The organism is Virgibacillus sp. W0430 (assembly GCF_051846935.1).
GTDB lineage: Bacteria > Bacillota > Bacilli > Bacillales > Amphibacillaceae > JBPYCR01.
In genome coordinates, this window is sequence record NZ_JBPYCS010000024.1 from 18,428 (window position 1) to 39,118 (window position 20,691).

Sequence of the window (20,691 nt, forward strand, 5' to 3'; positions counted from 1 at the left end):
AAATTACTAACGAAAGGAAAAATGTCCTAATGAACGATCAAATCTTTGCCTTGGACATTGGTACCCAGTCTGTTACAGGCATGTTATTAAAAAAGACAAACGAAACGTTTGTTGTTGTGGATTACTGTGTCAAAGAACATCAAGCAAGATCAATGCTAGACGGGCAAATTCACAATGTTGTTGCTGTTTCCGAAGTTATTGAGGCAGTAAGAAACGAAATGGAAATGAAACACGGCCCTTTACATAAAGTGTGCGTCGCAGCAGCCGGCAGAGCATTAATAACAACAGAGGCAAAAGCTACTATTCTATTAAATGAGCGACCCATTACTGATGAAGAAGCCGTTAAACATCTAGAGCTTAGTGCCGTTCAAGCAGCACAACAGAAGCTCGCATCTTCGGATAAAAACAACGACTTTATGAATTATTATTGCGTCGGCTATTCTGTTCTACATTATAAGCTTGATGATGAATTAATAGGTTCATTTATTGATCAAAGTGGAAATGAAGCAACGGTGGAAATAATAGCGACCTTCTTACCTAAAATTGTTGTAGAATCATTGCTTGCAGCTTTGGAACGGGCTAAATTGAAAATGGAAGCACTCACGTTAGAACCTATAGCCGCCATACGCGTATTAATTCCTCCATCGATGCGACGTCTTAATGTAGCTTTAATCGATATTGGGGCAGGAACGAGTGATATCGCAATTACAGACAAAGGAACAGTCGTTGCTTATGGCATGGTACCTGTTGCAGGTGATGAAGTAACAGAAGCGATTAGCGACCATTATTTGCTCGATTTTCCAATTGCGGAACAAACAAAAAGAACACTTGTCAACAAAGGGGTAGCAGATGTTGAAGATATACTAGGATTAAAAACGACCGTTACATATGAAGATCTTATCAAAGACATTTCTGATGATGTTGAACGAATAGCCGATTCACTTGCAGAAGAAATTATTAACTTAAATGCAAAACCACCTAAAGCAGTAATGCTTGTTGGAGGTGGCAGCTTGACACCTGGAATTACAAAAGCTCTGGCAAACAAACTACAGTTGCCTGAAAATCGAGTAGCTGTCAGAGGCATTGATGCAATTCAAAACTTGCAAAAAGACGATCAGCTTCCAGCAGGGCCTGAATTTGTCACACCAATTGGAATCGCAATTGCTGCGAAGCAAAATCCAGTCCATTATATTACTGTTAAAGTGAATGGAAATTCCGTAAGAATGTTCGAAATGAAGAAGTTGACGATCGGCGATTGTTTAATACAAGCAGGAATTGAATTAAAAAAAATGTATGGAAAACCAGGGCTTGCTGCAATGATTCGAGTAAATGGTAAAGAACTCACATTACGAGGAGGATATGGTGGTTCGCCTACGATTCATTTAAATGGTGAATTAAACACAGTTGATGGTTTTATTAAAGATGGAGACGAAATAACAGTTACGAAAGGAATAGATGGAAAAAACCCTCATTATACAGTTAAGCAGCTTATCGGTGAAGTGCCTAATAGTACGATCTTTTTTAACGGAGAACCATACGAATTGAAAACAGCTTACTTTGTTAATGGCCAACAAGCACCTGATAGTTACATAGTTAAAGATCGAGACAACGTAACATTTCAAGCACCGAATACGATTGCAGATTTTTTAAAGGAAATGAATATAGATCAAGACGAACTCGTGAATGAATTTACTGTATTTGTAAACAATAAACGAGTCGATCTCCAACTAGGAAAGGCACAATTAATGTTGAATGGCCAGCAGGCTCCAATTACTGCTCCTTTAAAGCATCAGGATGAGATTGCATTTTCATCGAGCAAGCAGCCGAAATTGATTGATCTACTAAAGCAAATAAACGAATCCTATTGGGATTCACTTACTGTAACATTTAATGGCGAACCGGTCGTATTGAAGCGTGAAAGGGCAACGATAACGCGAAACAATGAACAATTACAAGCAGAAAGTCCGCTTCAACCGAATGACCGCATTACACTTAAAGAACGTACATTGCATCCATTTATATTTCAAGATATATTTCGCTTTGTCGAAATTGATCTTACGAATGCTAATGGTCAATATGAGCTCTACCGTAACAATGCAAAAGCAACATTTTTTGAAGAGCTGAACCAAGGCGATGAACTAAATATTTTGTGGAATTAAAAAAGTTATTTCTTAAATAACGTTTATCCACTACTTTAAGTCGATTTACACGATATATCTATACTAAAACTTTTATAACAAAAACTTACATTATCACACGTTCACTTCTGATCTCGGATTCTACCGGATCCCTGATTGGTACAGGGAGCAATTGCCCTTCGTTGCAGTGAACTAAGCATCAGGACAGTATTATCATCATTAGCACTTTCTTATGAATGATAGGATGTAACTTAAATAGTTCATGAGTTTCAACAACTTATGGCGACACGATTTAAAACGGTTCTTTGTCAAATGACGTTGGTGATGTATATTTGGTTCAGGAATACCTACTAAGTTAAGTAGAACAAAAACTTTTCAGCTTGTGCTCTGATTTCCCTGACTTGCACTACACGGACTCAGCTTCTAGCTCCTCTATCCGAGTCGCTACAGGGATCTTCGGACGCTCGCTATTTCCGCAGAGTCCGTCGACTTTCGTCATAGTTAGCTTAAAGAGGGCTAGTAGTCTTATTGCACACACGTCAATGCTGTTTCATTTGCATTGGAGTGTGTTTCTTTATGTTTTGTATTGTATTTTGTTTCTACAGGATTTCGCTTGAAATAAAGCATGATTCGATTCTTATAATTTGGGAAGTTTCTGTACCAACGAATCGACAAGTGATTCCCCTCATGGATATGGTTTTCAGCGACTTTTATTCGACGGGGAAATTCACTTGTTTTCTATTAGAAAATAAAAATGACGTTCGTGATTTTTCTTCACCAACGTCGTATATTGTACAACCTTTAAAACTTGATTTCTATTCTTCAGAATAAAAAGACGCTAGTGAAATTCCATCCACTTGCCCGAAATTGGATAAATGGATTTTCTTCACCAACGTCATTTATTATAGAAATATTTTTTTATGTTTATTGATTTGCTTTTTCTGCTTGTTTTTCTTGAATATTTGCAACACGCTCTTGGGCTGATTTAGCAATTCCTTGGGTCTTTTCCGTAACATTTTTCGATAGTTGAGCGGTTTTATCTTTTGCTTTTTGACTTAATTCATTTCCTTTTTCAAGCGCTTTTTCTTTCCATTCAGCACCTCTTACTTGTGCTGTATCTTTCAGATCACTCGCTCGTTCCATTGCTTGAGAAGCTCCATAATTAATATCTCCTCTGAGCTCTTTTCCCGACTTCGGCGCAAACAATAGAGCTACAGCTGCACCTACAATTCCACCAATGAATGTACCGATAATAAAATCCTTTGTATTCACATTATTTTCTGTCATTCTTTGCCTCCTCGTATAAATTTATTTATTCTTTTTCTTTTTAACCATTTCCATTACTGCCATTCCCCATTTAACAGCTTGTGAAACCTTTTCAGAATCTTGGTTAGCTGCCTTTGTAATACTAGAGGACACATTGTTTAGCGACTGATTAAAGCTGTTAATCGTCTCTCCTATACCTTTAACACCATCAAATACGCCGTTTAGCTTGGACGACTTCTCATTAACGTCTGCCGCTAGCTGATTTGTTTTGTTCAAAAGTGCCGTTGTTTCAGAAGTAATTCCTTCCATTTGCTTTTCCATACTTTCTAATGTATCTGCCACATTGTTCATTGTTCGTTGTGTAGCCTTCAGTGTCATTGCCAAATAAGCGACTAATACTGCAAATGCAACAGCTACTATTAAGACTGCAATTGAGATTGCTATATTCATTCGTACTCAGCTCCTTTAATTATGTATTAACTATTTTTATTGTGTTTGCTAATATTATTTATACCCTCTAATACTTCGACTAAACATTGATTTGATGAAAGGCAAGTTGTCCACCTTTTACAAAAACGAAACACCGTTTACAAATAGAATACATGATTTGTTTATGAACAACAAGGAAAGCGTCCACATGAACACAATTGTATACTTGGACGCGAACGCTTCATTTTACACATTTTCAATGCAATTAAGCGGATCTTCAGGCTTGATGACTTCTTCATAAGCAGCTTGAAACTTTTGTATGTCACCAGCTCCCATAAATAGTAATACACTATCCTCAAATAAACAGAGTTTATTCGTATGCGACAGATCTAAAAGGGAACTCCCAGGAATAAGCCTTTTTAAATCTTCAATACTTAATGTACCGTCCGTTTCTCTTGCAGAGCCAAATATGTCACATAAATAAACATGGTCAGCCAAGCTTAAGCTTTCTGCAAATTCATTTAAAAACGTTTTAGTTCTTGTAAACGTATGGGGCTGAAAAATTGCTACAACTGATTTATTCGGATATTTTTTCCGAGCAGATTCAATAGTAGCTTGGATTTCTTTCGGGTGGTGTGCATAATCATCAATTAAGATCTGGCTACCGATATTTTTTTCAGTGAACCTTCGCTTTACACCTTTAAATGTGCGAAGAGCTTTCATTTCAGCCGCTTCCAAGCCTTCGTAATGGCAAAAAGCAATTACGGATAATGCGTTCAATATATGATGGTTTCCATAAAGCGGAATTGTGAATGTATCGTAATACGTATTGCGCACATAAACATCAAATTGCGTCCCATCTTTTGTTGCCTTCACGTTTTGTGCTTGGAAATCATTTTCAGCTTGAAATCCATAATAAACTGCTGGCACCTTACCTTGTATTTTTTGTAAATATTCATCGTCCCCACAAGCAATAATTCCTTTTTTCACTTGATCAGCCAATGACTGAAAGGCATCAAAAACATCATCTACGCTTGTAAAGTAATCTGGATGATCGAAGTCAATGTTTGTCATAATCGCATAGTCTGGTCGATAATTTAGGAAGTGCCGTTTATATTCACACGCTTCAAACACAAAATATTTGCTGTCAATATGACCTTTCCCTGTACCGTCACCAATTAAATAAGAAATCGGCGTCGATTCATCCAGCACATGGGACAGTAAACCTGTCGTAGATGTTTTTCCATGAGCACCTGTTACAGCAACACTCGTATATTGTTTTAACCATTCGCCAAGAAATTCATGGTATCTATAAAACGTTAATCCTCGCCTTTTTGCTTCTTTAATCTCAATATGGTCTTCGGTAAAAGCGTTTCCGGCGATTACTGTATAGTCATCTTTTATATTTGCTTCGGAAAAAGAGAAGATCGGAATGTTTTTATTTTCTAAGGCTGTTTGTGTAAAAAAGTGTTTATCAACATCAGACCCTTGCACTTTTTCTCCTGAATCATGCAAAATATGTGCCAACGCACTCATTCCAGTTCCCTTAATACCAATAAAATGGTAAGTAGTCATAAAAAAGAACCTCCAAAAGTTAGGTGTACAAACCGTACAAACTTGCTTAATTGAATCACTGTTCACTAATTATACCAAAACTTTGGCCGTATTAAAATATAATTGTTACGTAATCAACAGATCAATCAAATGTTAAGATTCTTCATAAACTACTTTTTCCAAACGCGGATTAGGACGATATCTTCTACCTTCCTTTGCAGATGGTGTGCCGTTCAATAACACGTTATCCCCAGTGAATCCGATGTTTATTTTAAGCAAGCTGCTGCCTACCCCGTACATATCCACCGGTACACCCCGCTTCTCAAAGTAGCTAATGCGTTCTTCACAGAAGCCACCGCTAACAACGATGTCTACATGTTGAAAACCTTCATCATCGAGCGCTTTCCGTAATGCAAAGATCAACTCAGGATTCACACCTCTTGGATCAAATGTCCCCATTAAGTGGTGGTTTCTTAAAAAGTATTTATCAACGAGTGTTCTTGACGTATCAACACGCACACCGCTTAATTCTTTCCCAAACTTTCTTGCAACCTTTAAAGAGTCCGTAATTACATCATTATTGTAATCAACTAGCGTAACTAAATCATCTTCTGGAAACGTTTCTTTATAAGCAACTGATGCTGCAACTACGTCTCCACGAAACATTTGGATCATTGCATGAGGCATTGTCCCCATACCCTTTTTTCCCCACCATTCGCTCATTGCATGCGTTGCTTGTGCTGTTGACCCACCGATAAAAGCAGCGTACCCATCTCCTGCTTGTTGTGTAAAATGGTCATCCCTGTCTCCCATAAAAATGATTGGCTTTTGCTTTCCAGAAAACCGAGCTGCTTTTACAACATTATATACATTCGTAGCGACCGACGTTCTTCTTGATAAAATACCGTCAATAATTCCTTCTAAGAAGCCGAAGTATTGATACGGTCCTGAGATTGTCATTACCGTTTCAAACGGTTCGATTCGATCGCCATCTTTAAGCGAATGTATTTCTAACTCCTCTGGATTTTCAGCAAATGTATGGACAAGCGCTATTGCCTCATCTGTCCCACATAACACAGCATCGTTTTTTTGGAAAAATTGCATCGTTACGTGATTGTTTGGCAGTTTTTTTTCTGCTATTTCCTTCGTTTTTAAGAAATATACAGCTGAAAACCATCCTTCGCCCACGCGTTCATCGAATTTAAACGTTTTGTTCGTTAATCGATTAATTTTGCCTTTTAATTTTTGCTCAATCTCCTTCATGCCTAACCCCTCTATCCTAGCTTACTTTTTTGTTTACCCATTACATATTTGATTGCAATACATTTTCTTCAATTTGAGCTTTTGATAATAATATTTCTCTAGGCTTTGTGCCATTTTGAGCAGAAATAATTCCTTTATTTTCCAATACGTCAATCAGTCGAGCTGCACGGTTGTATCCGACTCGAAAATGCCTTTGTATTAATGATGTGCTTATATAATCTTGTTCTTTTATAAAATCAATAACAGCATAAAATAACTCGTCCTCTGGTTCACTAAAAGAAGATTCATTTAAAAGCTCCTCTTGTTCAAATAAGTAATTAGGAGTGGCGAGCTGTCGCACATACTCAGTTACACACTCAATTTCTTCATCGGAAACAAACGGGCCTTGAAGACGAACGTTTTTTCCTGATCCATTTTCAATAAACAACATGTCTCCTTTACCCAATAGTTTTTCTGCACCATTAACATCCAAAATAGTTCGAGAATCGACTTGAGATGAGACACTAAACGCAATTCTTGTCGGAATATTCGCTTTAATTAATCCGGTTATAACATCAACAGATGGACGTTGTGTCGCAAGCAATAGATGAATGCCACAGGCACGTGCCTTTTGGGCAATTCGACAGATTGCATCTTCAACGTCTTGCGGGGATACCATCATTAAATCGGCGAGCTCATCAATAACAATAATAATATACGGAAGTTTTTCTTCATTCAACTGTCCTTCAGTCACCTTGCGATTAAAACGTTCCATATCTCTAACACCCGCTTTAACAAACCTTTCGTACCGGTCATCCATTTCTTTAACAGCCCACTTCAATGCCTGTGTAGCAGCCTTTGCATCTGTAATTACGGGTGCGACTAAATGAGGTATGCCATTGTAAGGTGCTAATTCTACCATTTTAGGGTCAATTAATAAAAACTTCACATCTTCATGACTTGCCTTATAAAGTAAACTAATTAAAATCGTATTAATGCAGACGCTTTTACCAGAACCTGTCGCACCGGCAATTAATCCGTGAGGCATTTTCCCTAACTCGGTTATAAGCGGTTCCCCTTCAATGGTGACACCAAGTGCAACAGAAAGTGAGGACGGACAATTTTTAAATTGCTCAGAAGCGATTATTTCTTTTAAACCAACCATTTGTGGCTTTGGATTTGGGACTTCAATGCCTATCGTATGTTTACCAGGAATCGGCGCTTCCATTCGAATATCTTTAGCTGCCATATTTAGTTTAATATCATCGCTTAAATTTTTTATTTTACTAACCTTAACACCTAATTCTGGTTGCACTTCAAATCTTGTGACGGACGGCCCTTTAGTCGTTTTAACTACGCTTGCTCGTATATTGAAATGCTTTAACGTACGTTCGAGTAATCGTTTCTTTTCGTTCACCCATAGTTCATCTTCTTCATTTGCCGGAACAGATTCATTTAACAAATGATTAGGTAACGCATATGTATTTGTTTGGAATTGACGTAGTTTCGTATCGTCGTGTTCCTTTTTGGGAAGAACACTCAGGCCACTAGTAGCTCGTTCGGTTTGATTGGACTTGGGTGTAGTCACCGAATTAGTAATCTTTGTTCTTTCTTTCACATAAGTGTGGTTTGGAATTACCTTTTCTTCTACTTCAATATGTGTTTTGCCTTGTACCATTTCCTGAGCGATCTTTACTTCCGTTTCTTCCTCTCCATCTCTTTGTACAGATTGGTCAACGGGTACTTTTTTTTCATTTGTAGAAGCATGTAGTCGATTCCATTTGCGCTCATTGATTCTTTGAGTTGCAGCGTTCGTCTGCTGCACGTGTTGAATTATTGATGCCCCGTCCAGCTTGCTCGTATGTTGTGCTTGTTCCGTAATTTCCGTTGATTTATCGCTAGTGTGAGTGACGTCTAATTTTTTCCTCCTTAAAAATGCAGGCACGTCTTCCATATGATTTACTTTATGTTGAGTAATAGAATTTCTATTTGTTGTTTTCGCATCAATTAGAGACTTTTCGGTACGATTAATTTCATCATATTCCGTTTCATTTTTAAAGTTTGGAGGATTATCCGGTATAACCGGAAAACGAAAAGAAGTTTGTTTCGGATATTGATAAATCATCTTTGCACGAACTTCATCTACTTGAAATGAAGCAGTCTTTTCTTGTTTCGTTTGATGATCACCTTCCTGAAATAAATTAAGAAGTTTTCGCTTCCAACGGTTCCACATCGTCTCACCCTCTTTGTTTCAATGTTTAAAATCAACTGTGAAATGAGTAATTCATCTGACATTAATTTTAATTGTGTACGTAGTCGCATTGTTGGCACAATAACACATTTTTTCTATTCACTTAGGTTTTCTAAATAATAGGCGCTTCATGTAACCTATTTTTTTACAAAGTAATTTGTGTCCGGACAGGAATAGTCCCTCGTTAAAGAGAGCAATATTTCCAAAACGTTTAAATAATGCCTGTTCTTTCACCATATTTCTTACTAATTACATATTACACATTTTAGCAGTTTTCTCAATCTTTTTCAGATCTTTTCAATGTATTTGTGTAAAAAGCAACCAGATCAATTTTGGTTGCTTTCTGTAATCATTTTTGGAACGCTTCTATTTTGTAAAATACCTGCTTATTTTTTATGCTTTTGCGGTCGATTTTTTGCTAAAATAAAGATAGGCTCCAGCTTTTTATTTTCATAAATAAATGAGAGAGACGTGACAGGAATTCGCCCTTCAGCAAAAAACTTCATTGTCATTTGTGCTAAGACATCATATCCGGTTTGATTTTGTATATCTGCTAAAATAAGTACATCCTGGTGCGGAACGGATATTGCCAATTCTCCCTTACTATTCGCCTTCATTTCTTCAAGAAAAGCTTCATTTAATATTCTGCTCGCATCATACCCATCCTGCGTCGCTATAAAATAAAAGTCATTTTCTACTACTCGGTCGGCTTTATATTTTGTAGGCAAAGCACGTACGTTAAATAATGCTATTTCGTGCAGCCGATCCTTAGACCATTCCTCTTTCTCTAGCAATGCTTCGTCAATTAACCGATATGACTTTCCTAGATCAAGCGCATAAAACACTCTCGTTTCAGCCGTATGGTCTGTATACATTAACTTTTTACCGGATTTTGTTTCTATTGGAAAAGACGTTGAGCGAATAACCGGATAAATATTTTTTTCCATTCCGATTAAATGATGCGTTTCATTCATAATTCGCAATGCTTCTGTAATGTGCTCGATTAATTCCTCAATTGCTGCCTCTCCTCGCTCATTATATTTAGCAATGACGTTTGGCATCGTAATTGTAATCCCTTGTTTGGACTGTTTCCACTCGATGCGAAAACGATCCTTTTCTCTATTATAAGACGTTCGATAGTTTGGATTAGATAGTCTTGTTTCTAATATTTTTTTTAGTTTTATACTTGTCATTGTCATCCCAATGCCTCCTCATAGAAATATAGTTAAGCGCATGCTTTATCGCCTATATATCTGTTCCTCTAACCTTCGAATTAGTAAAAGTATCGCCGCATTCCTTTTGAGACGTATTTAAAACATTCCATATATAAATTGGATTCTACTTTTAATCATACCGTTGATTTGCTTTGTGATCAATTCACATCGCTTATTGGTGAATCATGCATTTATAGATGGATGTTTATAATTTTGTAAAACACCCTTTTTGTATCGATAATTCATTTTTAATACGCTGCAGCCACCGTCGTTGAGACACATGCTTTCCCGCTGGAGTTTCTCCAGCAATGAAAGACAACTTAGTTTGTGCTCTAATTTGTAAATGGGATATACGGGAAGCGGCTAAAAAAACAGCATCTTCATTATATGAGTAACATGTTTGTGGGGGAACAGATGCACGAATCTAACTAGATAATATGTGATCAATTTTACTTCGAACGATATACACATGAATAACACCGTTGATTTTCACTGCCCACGGAAAGCGTAGTGTATATCTACTGCGGTCGGTAGGAATCAATACTAAAATTAACGAATACAAAGAGAGGTTTTTTAACTTCTTAAAATAACACCCACAAATACGTGACTCAATCATTGTTCACACTTCAATTGCTTACATGGACTTCTATGTTTATAATAAATGTTGGAGGGATAATCATGAAATTAACCGTTTATTTAGCAGGAGAAATTCATAGTAATTGGCGCGAAGAATTAAAAGAAAAGGCTCAACAGCGTGATTTGTCTTTACAATTTGTCGGACCACAAACAGTACATGCGCTTTCTGATGATATTGGGGAAAAAATATTAGGAAAGCAGCCGAATAAATTGTATAAAGATGATGCCGCTTCGGATATTAACAATTTCCGTACACAAATTCTATTAGAAAAGTCCGATGTTGTAATTGCAATATTCGGAGAAGAATATCGACAATGGAACACTGCAATGGACGCTAGTACAGCCCTATCCTTGAATAAGCCAACAATAATTATACGTCCTGAATCGCTTATCCACCCTTTAAAAGAATTAACAAATAAAGCGAATGTTACTGTAGAAACTATAGATCAAGCATTGGAAATATTGCAATACGTTTATGCATAGTGAACAGCCATCAGATGTGTTGAAGGGCCTTCAATAAAATGGCACACGTTGAAAAACAACTCTAAAAGCATGTAATTTTTTAGAGTTGTTTTTTTATGTATAATCGAATAACTACCTACTTCTTTTCATTAAAAGCCCACTGCCCCTTTAATAAGTGTACAATATGAACAAACATTTCCTTTCTTGATACCTCACCATTTGTAAAGATCCCGATAGCTCCCTCATTTTGTCGAACACCACTTTTCTGAGCGTAACGATCCATTATTTCTCCCAGCTCAATACCTTCTTTAAGCTGTTCACCTATTTGGTGTGGGAGTAAAATTTTTGCTCCACTTGCGGTAAAGATTTTCTTCTCCTTTGTCACTAATGCACCCCAATTGCACAGGTGTAACTCTTTTTCAACATACGTGACACCGCCTTCTAATCCAATTGAAACGGTTTCTGGCATAATCCGATTGCATTCCACTGCTCGATTTATTGCACCTAATCTCGTTTCTTCATCAGAGAATGGTTGTGATGAAACGTTCGACTGTACGTTTTGGGGATAAATAGTTGCGGTTGCAAATACGCATTGAACCGCTTGTGTTTTTGTTCTATTTTTTGAACCAACGCTAATTTTCATCTATAATCCCTGCCTAGCTTTTTCTAATGTGCTCCAGAACATTGTTATCCGTAGTTTGCACTAATTTTATGAGCAATGCTTTTGCAGCCTCGTAGTCGTCAATATGAATAATGGATGCGGATGTATGAATATATCTAGCACAAATACCTATAACTGCTGAAGGCACGCCATCATTAGCTATATGTATGCGTCCAGCATCTGTTCCGCCTTGGGATACAAAATATTGATATGGTATGTAATTCGATTCAGCAGTATCAAGGATAAACTCTTTTAATTTATGCTGGGTAATCATTGTCCGATCAAATATTCGCAACAATGCACCTGCACCAATTTTTCCGAATGCTTCCTCACTTCCATCCATATCATTTGCTGGAGATGCATCCAGTGCATAAAACACGTCTGGTTGAATCAAATTGGCAGCTACTTTTGCACCACGAAGCCCTACTTCTTCCTGAACAGTAGCTCCAGAAACTAACTGATTGGGAAGCTGTTCGTTTTGGACTGCTTTTAATAATTCTACTGCTAGCCCGCAACCATAACGATTGTCCCATGCTTTTGCCAATATTTTTTTATCGTTTGCCATCGGAGTAAAAGGACAAATTGGCACGACAGAATCACCTGGCTTAACACCTATGTTTTGTACATCTTCTTGATCATCAGCGCCAATATCAATGAGCATATTTTTAAGCTCCATCGGCTTTTTCCTTTGTGCTTCAGTCAAGTTATGAGGTGGGATCGAACTGATCACTCCGATTACTGGCCCATTTTTTGTCATTACTTGCACACGTTGTGCTAAAAGCACTTGATTCCACCAACCTCCTAAAGGCTGAAAACGAAGCATTCCGTTTTTCGTTATTTGTGTAACCATAAAGCCAACCTCATCCATATGCCCCGCAACCATAACGGTTGGACCAGTTCCTTTTTTTACGCCAAAAACACCGCCTAAATTATCTTGAATTACATCATCTGCATATTTTTCTAATTGTTTTTTCATAAAATTTCGAACAGCATGTTCGTTTCCTGGAGCACCTTGTAACTCAGTCAACGTTTTAAATAATTTAAATGTTTCTTCGTTCACGCAGATTCCCCTCTCTTTTATTGTAAGCTGTAATAAGTAGTATAACGGATTACGGAGCACCTTTACCAATTATCAATATTCAATAATTATATGAACTAATTGTTAACCTAATTTTTTATAAACGTGTTATTTTCTCTTTCATGCATTTTCCTGTATACTATGGACAAAATCAAGCAAACAGTCCGAGGTGATTATAATGTATAAAAATAGTAGTAAAACGATCGTATCTGTAGCTATCGGAATCGCAATCGGTTACATATTAAAGCAACAGCTAGAAAAAAGGCAAAAAGTTTCCCCAGAAGAAGCATTAATAATGGCAAAAGAATCGTTTAAAAAGACTGGGCCGATTAGCGGTTCGTGGATTTACATGAAACCGGAAGAAGTTAAGTTACACGGATTGCTTTATACAGCATACCGAGGTGGAATTACTCGAAATATAGACGAAAGTAATTCTCAATATGAATTTTACGCAGATGTTTTTACGGGTACAGTTATAGACGCTAAAAAAACAAATTAATACACATGATAAATGAACGATCCAATTAACAACTGGATGTAATTGAAGGAGTATTGTTTCAATATACACAGGCGAAGTTGCTCCGTTAACATCACTTAATTCATGGTAAAATGTTTAATCATAAGAGCACCGCCATAGGTTATTGTTCGAATTTCTTATTAAAATGACAAAATGACAAAAGGAAATCAGTTTAAAACTGACTTCCTTTTGCATATCTAGCTGGGGATTGTCCCAACCTTTTAATAAGGACCATATATTTTTGAAATTTGTGTTCGTTGCAAGTTTCATTTTTACGTATATTTATATCGTTCTCTTTTCAATTCTGCGATTGTTTCTCCGCTTGCATCATACTGGACGGCTCGATAATACGCATCATGATAAAAAGTAAACCAAGCATTTCGTTCGTAGCCATATGCCATCCATTTTTCCTTTTGATGAACAGAGGTTACTGGATAATCGTCATAGGCGAGTACCCACAGCTTATTTTGATGTCCATGTGTCGGCATAATGTCCGCCATATGAATAAAGCACTCATTTCCGTCATCGTATACAATAATACAATGTCCGTCGCTATGCCCACTCGTATGAATCATTTTCAGATCATCGGTAATTTCCAATTCGTAATCAAATGTATGAACTTGATCTTGTACTGGCTCCCAATTCATTTTCCAATATGTATTTTTAGATCGGATATTCGGATTTCTCATTTCATTCCATTCAATAGATGATGTGTATATCGGCGTCTGATCAAAAACCGGTACAAAGGAATCATATACTTTTTTCGTCAAACCGCAAGCATGATCAAAATGCAAATGTGTCATTAAAATCATATCTATATCGGTTATTTTTAACGCAAGCTGTGCAAGTGACGTTTCAATGAATGACTCTTCCAACACACCAAAATTGCGAATTTGTTTATCCGTCAATTTTCCATTTCCCATACCTGTATCAATTAAAATATTTTTCCCATCAATCTGAAGTAAAATAGGATCTGTCCTAAGTTCAATTTGGTTTTTTTCATTAACAGGGTACCTTTTGCTCCATAAAGCTTTTGGCACAACTCCGAACATGGCACCCCCATCAAGAAAATTAACGCCTCCATTTAACCAGGTCAAGGTTGCGCGCCCGATTTTCAGCTGCTCCATTGTCCTCGTCCTCCCTATCATTGCTGAATATATACTTTTCAACTATTTCCCAGTGTTTTGTATAGTATAACAAAAAAGATCCATAATATCATTGAGGTGATTTGTTTTGAATTTAACAGTAAATAATCAACTAACTTTACTATACGATATTCTGGATGAACATATAGCTGAGAATGATGGTAACATTACAGAATATCAACAAATAAAACGACTCGTGCAATCGATGATGGCAAGAAACGCAATTTCAGATCACGATACACTTTTCCAACATTTACCTGAAATTTATAATTATGGCTTTCAAGGGGAAGTTGTTCAGTGCTTAACAGAGCACATTGAAACAAATAAAACGAACATAGAAAATTGGCTAGAAGCGATTCAGCAAGCAAAAACAGAAACGTAGTCCGTAACTCTATTTTTGTTTGTATTCGTTAAGCCAAAGCCAAATCGTAAACAATAAATGTCCTTTACTCATCAAACGAAAAAGTACTCGTTTCTTCTGCCCACTCAGGACGTTTCACAGAAGTTGTTTGACAATGCTTTAGTAAAGCTTCGATCGCTTTTAATTGAACACTTTTTAGCGTGCCAGATAATTGACGTTTTTCCTTAAACCACTGGTCATATTGTCTTTTTCCTACAATCCTTGTTTGGTACGATTCCGTTGCAAAAAGGATATGATTGGTTCTTGAAAGGACGGTTTTCTTAACGGGAAATTCAATATTATACGCCTGCAAAATAGCCTTTATAATCTGTTCTGATCGTTTCAATGAAATTAATGGGCTAATTTGTTTTGAAAACGTGCCATTTCCATTATCTATACGCCATGTACGCTCACTACTAGCCATTATTGTCGCTGCTGAAGCAATCTCTAATATGTTAATGATTTCAATCCCAATTGGGCTAATAACTATTATTTCTCCTTCTATAGGAGCTTTTTGTATATTAAAAACAGGATAATACATAATTAAATAAATATCCGGAAATCGTTGTAAAAAATATTTTAACAAATTATCTTTTTCATAATTTTTACTTGTGAATGATACATCTGTTACAGTCGAAGTCGCCCATTTTAATTGGATCGGATAAAGCTCGTCCAAAAAATATTGCTTCAACTTTTCATTCGTAGTCGGCAATGGGGGGTGTTTTAGATCTCCCCCTTCTTCTGATTGCATTTCTTTGTCCGTGCGGTGATTCGCATCCTGCTCGTTTTGCCAACGTTGTACAAGCTTTTTCCAATTCTCCCTTTTTAAACGAATGTACTGGCTAGGATAACGATATACATTCCATTCATACCTTGACACATAATCTTCTAGTTTAATTAGCTGTGCCATGTATAGGCCTCCAATCTCCAATCTAAACACGCCTTACTAGGCTATACTACGAATTTGGCTTCAATAAATTAATATATTTTAATTCTTGATCCGTTAACGTCCTTACGCTACCAGGAGTTAACTGATTATCGAGAATAATTTGACCCATTCGTATTCTTTTGAGATACGTCACTTTCATATGAATTGCTTCAAACATACGTTTAACTTGATGGAACTTTCCTTCTGTAATCGTTAATTCAACTTCAGAATTAGGCCCACTCATTAATATATTTAATAAAGCTGGTTTCGTTAAATAGCCATCCTCCAACTCCACGCCGCGAGCAAAGTGCAATACATTGGACTCTGTTACTTCCCCATCAATCGTAGCATAGTACGTTTTTTCAATATTTTTTTTTGGTGCAGTTAATTGGTGTGCTACATCCCCATCGTTGGTAAGTAGAAGCAATCCTTCGGTATCTTTATCGAGACGGCCAACTGGGAATGGGTTAAACTTCTTCCACTTATCTGGAAGTAAATCGATAACGGTTTGCTCTCGCCGATCCTCCGTTGCAGAAATACAGCCGGCGGATTTGTTCATCATAAGATAAATATACTTTTGATAATACACCGGCGTTTTATCCACTTCGATATGCTGTATATAAGGATCAACTTTATAGCTACCATCTTTAATTACAATAGAATCAACAGAAACACGTTGTTTTTTTAATATTTGTTTTACATCTTTTCGACTTCCAAACCCCATGTTGGCAAGCAATTTATCTAGGCGCATACGAATCCCCTCTATGTTTTTCTTAAAAAACGATCTAAAAAAGCAATCTTACTGCCTAACGTACGTTCAAGTAACGTAGATTGATACGCAAACCACATATAAACAAGACCACCAACGCTTACTCCTAAAAATAGCATTACAATTGCTCCGATGCGACTTTCTTCGTAATCGACTACCATTCCTGTTAATAGCTTAACAATCATAATTACTGTAAGCATAATCGCTGTGAAAATTAATACGAGCAAAGATCGTTTAGCCGTTTGCTTATATGAAAAATGAACAGTGCGCTTTATCCGCCATAAATTAAGCAATACAGCCGTTCCGACAGCTATGCCTGTAGCAATGATTGCTCCTTTTGCACCAAATGTATGAATAAGTACAGTATTAAAAAAAGCTTTTATTAAAAAACCAGCACCTAAGCTAACAATAGAAAAACGTTGTTCATTTATACCTTGCAGGACTGCAGCAGATACTGTAAACATGGCAAACAGTAAAGCAACAGGTGCATACCATGCCAATAAACTACTCGATATGTCAAAATGTTCAAATCCATAAAAGGAACTATACGCTGCACCAGCTAAAATCGATAGTCCAGCAACAGCAGGAACAACAAGTACGATTATAATTTGCAAAGCTTGATTAATTTGCTGAAATAGTAATTTGCGGTTATTTTGTGTAAACGATTTTGTCAATACTGGTAATATTGCTAAAGATAATCCTGTTGCCAATGTGACAGGGATTATAACAAGCTTATGTCCATACAAATTAATTGCAGATAAAGCAAATTCCGATATATCGCTTTGATTAATTGCTTGCATTGCACGGTTAAAAGTAAACGTATCTACAGACTGATACAAAGGAATAGCAATCCCGACTAAAACGAATGGCCCTGCATATTGAAATAACTCAATAAAAAGGTCCTTTTGAGACAATTGGCTAAATTTCCGTTGCTGTTCCACTTGCCGTTTCAAATTAGCTTTTCTTTTTAACCAATAAATGAGTAATACAATACAGGATGCCAGTGCGCCTACAAACGCAGCAAACGTAGCAAATCCAACCGCAGTAGGTATTGAGCCATCGAAAACTTTAACGACAATAAATACTCCAATTAATACAAAAGAAATGCGAACAATTTGTTCCACTACTTGTGAAACAGCAGTTGGTCCCATTGACTGATACCCTTGGAAAAAACCGCGTACAATACTCATACCTGGAATAAGAATTAAGGCAAAGCTTACCATCTGTATGACCATTTTTACATCTTGTACCGTATTGTCGTGATTATCCCCTTCAACCATTAAGTGCGCTAACCAATCTGCACTGAAAAACAAGATAAGAAACGACAATATTCCAGTTGCCGCCATTAATATTAATCCAGAGCGAAACATTCGCATCCCTGTTTCATAGTCGCCTAAAGAATTATATTTAGACACAAACTTAGAAACAGCGAGCGGAACACCAACAGTTGAGATACTAATTAAAATCGTATATGGATTATACGCATAGTAATATAACGCACCACCTTGTCCACCAACAAGAGCATTAAATGGGATTACATAAATCATCCCTAAAAACTTTGATAAAAAAGAAGCCCCTGTGAGCAACATCGTGCCTCTCACAAAATTCGACATTATTTCACCTGCATTTTAATTTATTAATTACACCCTATACAAGTTGAACAAGCGCTCTGCTTAAAATTGTAGCAATCGGAGCGATGCCTAAGGTATAGGTATCACGATGAGATCGTGAATCGATGACGACTTATCTTAAAGCATTACATCTTAAAGCATTACATAAAGTCATCTTTCTTTCTGCACGCTGAAGCTAGACAGCTATACGTGCTTTTTTTATCTTTTCGAACACATCTATAATATATACAAAAATTAGAAAACCAAGTGTGTGAGCATTTTAATAAAAACAACTTGAGTATCTTTGTTATTTTATCATACATTTTAATTTCATGAGCATATTTCATATTTTCTTTATCTTTTTAACGTTTTTCAAACATCATTCGCATATCCACTAAGAAAACATGGTAAAATTAGCTCGAAAGGATGAAAAATATTGAATTATGATGTTATCGTAATCGGTGGTGGCCCATCTGGTTTAATGGCTGCATTATCTGCAGCGGAAAATGGCGCTAAAACGATTTTAATTGAAAAGGGAAGTAAACTCGGTACTAAATTAGCAATTTCTGGAGGCGGGCGTTGTAATGTTACCAATCGACTAGCAGAAGATGAAGTAATAAAGCACATTCCTGGCAATGGAAAGTTTTTATACAGTGCTTTTTCTGTATTTAACAATTATGATATTATTGCATTTTTTGAGGGGCTAGGCGTTGAGTTAAAAGAAGAAGATCACGGTCGAATGTTTCCTGCTTCAAATTCAGCTAAAAGCGTAGTGGACACTTTAATTAAACAATTAGATAAGCTGAATATTAAAATAAATAAAAACACACGTGTAAAGGCCATTCATTATGACTCGATAAACCATACAGTTATTACAGATGATTGTAAGATAAAAGGAAAGGCTATTGTTGTCGCAGTTGGTGGAATGTCTGTTCCACATACTGGATCAACTGGAGATGGCTACGCGTGGGCAAAAAAAGCTGGGCACACAATTACACAGCTGTACCCTACAGAAGTACCTTTAACATCAGACGAAATGTTTATTAAGAATAAAAGCTTACAAGGACTCTCTTTACGTGATATCGCATTAACAGTCTGTAATAAAAAAGGAAAACCAATTGTTACACATCAAATGGACATGGTATTTACACATTTTGGAGTTTCTGGTCCAGCTGTATTGCGCTGTTCCCAATTTGTTGTAAAAGAATTAATGAAAGCAAATCAAAATTATGTCACTCTATCACTTGATGTACTTCCTAATACTAATATAAACGATTTACAAAACACGCTACTAAATTTAATGAAAACAAATCCAAAAAAGTCAATTAAAAACGCGCTTAAAGGAATTGTTCCCGAACGTTTTTTGGAATTTATTCTAAACTTTAATCATGTAAATGAAGAGAAAAAAGCGGCAAATGTATCAAAAGAAACGATAAATTCAATTGTTAACACTATAAAAAAGTTCCCAATAAAAGTGAACGGATCGTTACCAATTGAAAAAGCCTTTGTAACAGGAGGCGGTGTTAGTATAAAAGAAATCACCCCAAAAACGATGGAATCCAAAATAATGAAAAATTTGTTTTTTTGTGGGGAAATTTTAGATATTCATGGATATACTGGCGGATATAACATAACTGCTGCCCTCGTTACAGGTCGTCTTGCGGGTTCGAATGCTGCTTTAAAATACAAAAGAATGGCAGATGATTCCTCGCATAACTAAGCTGAATGGAGAGAAGCTATTACTGTCTGAAAGCAATAGAAAGGGTGGTTAGCTTGCAAAAAAACGGCATGTGGTTACCTCTAGTTGCTTCTATTGGAGTAGGAGCCGTAACGTATTACACAATTTCTAAAAACAATCATACCATTGGGCAAACGATCCAAAAAGTTATGCCATACGTATCTCAAATGAGTGGATCTAATAGTGGACAGCTAGGCCCATTTGGGATGAGCTAACAGACAAAAAAACCGCGCACATTTTTGTGCGCGGTTTATATTTTACTTTGCTAAATAAAAATAACACAAAGAAAAGTAAACAGTACTTATCGATGCGGTTATAGTTTTATTCTAAAAAAGTTTCTTTTCGGTTGAAACAGAATTGAGTCAAGGTTATACCTTGAAAACTAAATAAGAATTGTTTCATCAATGGGCATCATCAGCCAAAAATAGTTAGTTAAGTCCTCGATCTATTAGTATCCGTCAGCTTCACGTGTCACCACGCTTCCACCTCGGACCTATCAACCTCATCGTCTCTGAGGGATCTTACTCACTCGAAGTGATGGGAAGTCTCATCTTGAGGCGGGCTTCATGCTTAGATGCTTTCAGCACTTATCCTTGCCACACGTAGCTACCCAGCTATGCTCCTGGCGGAACAACTGGTACACCAGCGGTGTG

General features: G+C 36.8%; 18 protein-coding genes and 1 rRNA gene. 6 read left to right on the plus strand and 13 right to left on the minus strand.

The genetic code is table 11. The features are described from left to right. The first annotated feature begins 29 nt into the window (after positions 1-29). Positions 30-2,159 (plus strand): cell division protein FtsA, encoded by a 2,130-nt coding sequence (locus ACLIBH_RS11450; protein WP_439316838.1) that lies wholly within the window; start codon positions 30-32, stop codon positions 2,157-2,159. 903 nt (positions 2,160-3,062) lie between these two features. Here the strand turns inward: ACLIBH_RS11450 and ACLIBH_RS11455 are convergent. The 6 genes from ACLIBH_RS11455 to ACLIBH_RS11480 all read right to left on the minus strand — a co-directional run bounded on the left by ACLIBH_RS11455 (position 3,063) and on the right by ACLIBH_RS11480 (position 10,079). Further along, entirely contained in the window at positions 3,063-3,425 is a 363-nt protein-coding gene (locus tag ACLIBH_RS11455) for a YtxH domain-containing protein (RefSeq protein WP_439316839.1), read from the minus strand. Between the two features lie 21 nt (positions 3,426-3,446). Continuing rightward, a complete protein-coding gene (locus tag ACLIBH_RS11460; protein ID WP_439316840.1) occupies positions 3,447-3,854 on the minus strand; it encodes a DUF948 domain-containing protein in 408 nt (135 codons plus the stop codon). 225 nt (positions 3,855-4,079) lie between these two features. Next, on the minus strand, positions 4,080-5,408 hold the full coding sequence (gene murC, locus ACLIBH_RS11465; RefSeq protein ID WP_439316841.1) for a UDP-N-acetylmuramate--L-alanine ligase: 1,329 nt from the start codon (positions 5,406-5,408) through the stop codon (positions 4,080-4,082). 132 nt (positions 5,409-5,540) lie between these two features. Continuing rightward, a complete protein-coding gene (locus ACLIBH_RS11470) occupies positions 5,541-6,650 on the minus strand; it encodes a nicotinate phosphoribosyltransferase (protein ID WP_439316842.1) in 1,110 nt (369 codons plus the stop codon). Positions 6,651-6,690: 40 nt separating this feature from the next. Further along, complete coding sequence (locus tag ACLIBH_RS11475) at positions 6,691-8,862, minus strand: DNA translocase FtsK (RefSeq protein WP_439316843.1); 2,172 nt, start codon at positions 8,860-8,862, stop codon at positions 6,691-6,693. A gap of 404 nt (positions 8,863-9,266) precedes the next feature. Further along, positions 9,267-10,079, minus strand: a complete 813-nt coding sequence (locus ACLIBH_RS11480; protein WP_439316844.1) for a DUF1444 domain-containing protein — start codon at positions 10,077-10,079, stop codon at positions 9,267-9,269. Between the two features lie 693 nt (positions 10,080-10,772). Between ACLIBH_RS11480 and ACLIBH_RS11485 the strand changes: the two genes are divergently transcribed. Further along, positions 10,773-11,213, plus strand: coding sequence for a YtoQ family protein (locus ACLIBH_RS11485; RefSeq protein ID WP_439316845.1), 441 nt, complete (start codon positions 10,773-10,775; stop codon positions 11,211-11,213). A 115-nt stretch (positions 11,214-11,328) separates the two neighbouring features. Here ACLIBH_RS11485 and ACLIBH_RS11490 read toward each other — a convergent pair whose 3' ends face one another. Continuing rightward, a complete protein-coding gene (locus ACLIBH_RS11490) occupies positions 11,329-11,835 on the minus strand; it encodes a DUF84 family protein (RefSeq protein ID WP_439316846.1) in 507 nt (168 codons plus the stop codon). 13 nt (positions 11,836-11,848) lie between these two features. Beyond that, the gene (locus ACLIBH_RS11495; RefSeq protein WP_439316847.1) at positions 11,849-12,913 is read right to left on the minus strand and encodes a M42 family metallopeptidase; all 1,065 of its coding nucleotides are present in this window, start codon (positions 12,911-12,913) and stop codon (positions 11,849-11,851) included. 196 nt (positions 12,914-13,109) lie between these two features. Between ACLIBH_RS11495 and ACLIBH_RS11500 the strand changes: the two genes are divergently transcribed. Beyond that, on the plus strand, positions 13,110-13,430 hold the full coding sequence (locus tag ACLIBH_RS11500) for a PepSY domain-containing protein (protein WP_439316848.1): 321 nt from the start codon (positions 13,110-13,112) through the stop codon (positions 13,428-13,430). A 290-nt stretch (positions 13,431-13,720) separates the two neighbouring features. Here ACLIBH_RS11500 and ACLIBH_RS11505 read toward each other — a convergent pair whose 3' ends face one another. Beyond that, positions 13,721-14,575, minus strand: coding sequence for a YtnP family quorum-quenching lactonase (locus ACLIBH_RS11505; RefSeq protein ID WP_439316849.1), 855 nt, complete (start codon positions 14,573-14,575; stop codon positions 13,721-13,723). Between the two features lie 106 nt (positions 14,576-14,681). Between ACLIBH_RS11505 and ACLIBH_RS11510 the strand changes: the two genes are divergently transcribed. Beyond that, positions 14,682-14,975, plus strand: a complete 294-nt coding sequence (locus ACLIBH_RS11510; RefSeq protein ID WP_439316850.1) for a YtzH-like family protein — start codon at positions 14,682-14,684, stop codon at positions 14,973-14,975. A gap of 64 nt (positions 14,976-15,039) precedes the next feature. Here ACLIBH_RS11510 and ACLIBH_RS11515 read toward each other — a convergent pair whose 3' ends face one another. The 3 genes from ACLIBH_RS11515 to ACLIBH_RS11525 are packed head-to-tail and all read right to left on the minus strand — an operon-like array spanning position 15,040 to position 18,303. After that, positions 15,040-15,903 carry an NERD domain-containing protein gene (locus tag ACLIBH_RS11515; RefSeq protein WP_439316851.1) on the minus strand — a complete coding sequence of 288 codons (864 nt, stop codon included), beginning with the start codon at positions 15,901-15,903 and terminating at the stop codon, positions 15,040-15,042. 46 nt (positions 15,904-15,949) lie between these two features. Next, on the minus strand, positions 15,950-16,672 hold the full coding sequence (locus ACLIBH_RS11520) for a pseudouridine synthase (protein WP_439316852.1): 723 nt from the start codon (positions 16,670-16,672) through the stop codon (positions 15,950-15,952). Positions 16,673-16,683: 11 nt separating this feature from the next. Next, positions 16,684-18,303 carry a putative polysaccharide biosynthesis protein gene (locus tag ACLIBH_RS11525; RefSeq protein WP_439316853.1) on the minus strand — a complete coding sequence of 540 codons (1,620 nt, stop codon included), beginning with the start codon at positions 18,301-18,303 and terminating at the stop codon, positions 16,684-16,686. A 433-nt stretch (positions 18,304-18,736) separates the two neighbouring features. Here ACLIBH_RS11525 and ACLIBH_RS11530 point away from each other — a divergent pair, with 433 nt between their 5' ends. Continuing rightward, positions 18,737-20,020, plus strand: a complete 1,284-nt coding sequence (locus ACLIBH_RS11530; protein ID WP_439316854.1) for an NAD(P)/FAD-dependent oxidoreductase — start codon at positions 18,737-18,739, stop codon at positions 20,018-20,020. A gap of 44 nt (positions 20,021-20,064) precedes the next feature. Continuing rightward, on the plus strand, positions 20,065-20,253 hold the full coding sequence (locus ACLIBH_RS11535) for a hypothetical protein (protein ID WP_439316855.1): 189 nt from the start codon (positions 20,065-20,067) through the stop codon (positions 20,251-20,253). Positions 20,254-20,466: 213 nt separating this feature from the next. Here ACLIBH_RS11535 and ACLIBH_RS11540 read toward each other — a convergent pair. Continuing rightward, a 23S ribosomal RNA gene (locus tag ACLIBH_RS11540) occupies positions 20,467-20,691 on the minus strand; the annotation flags it as partial.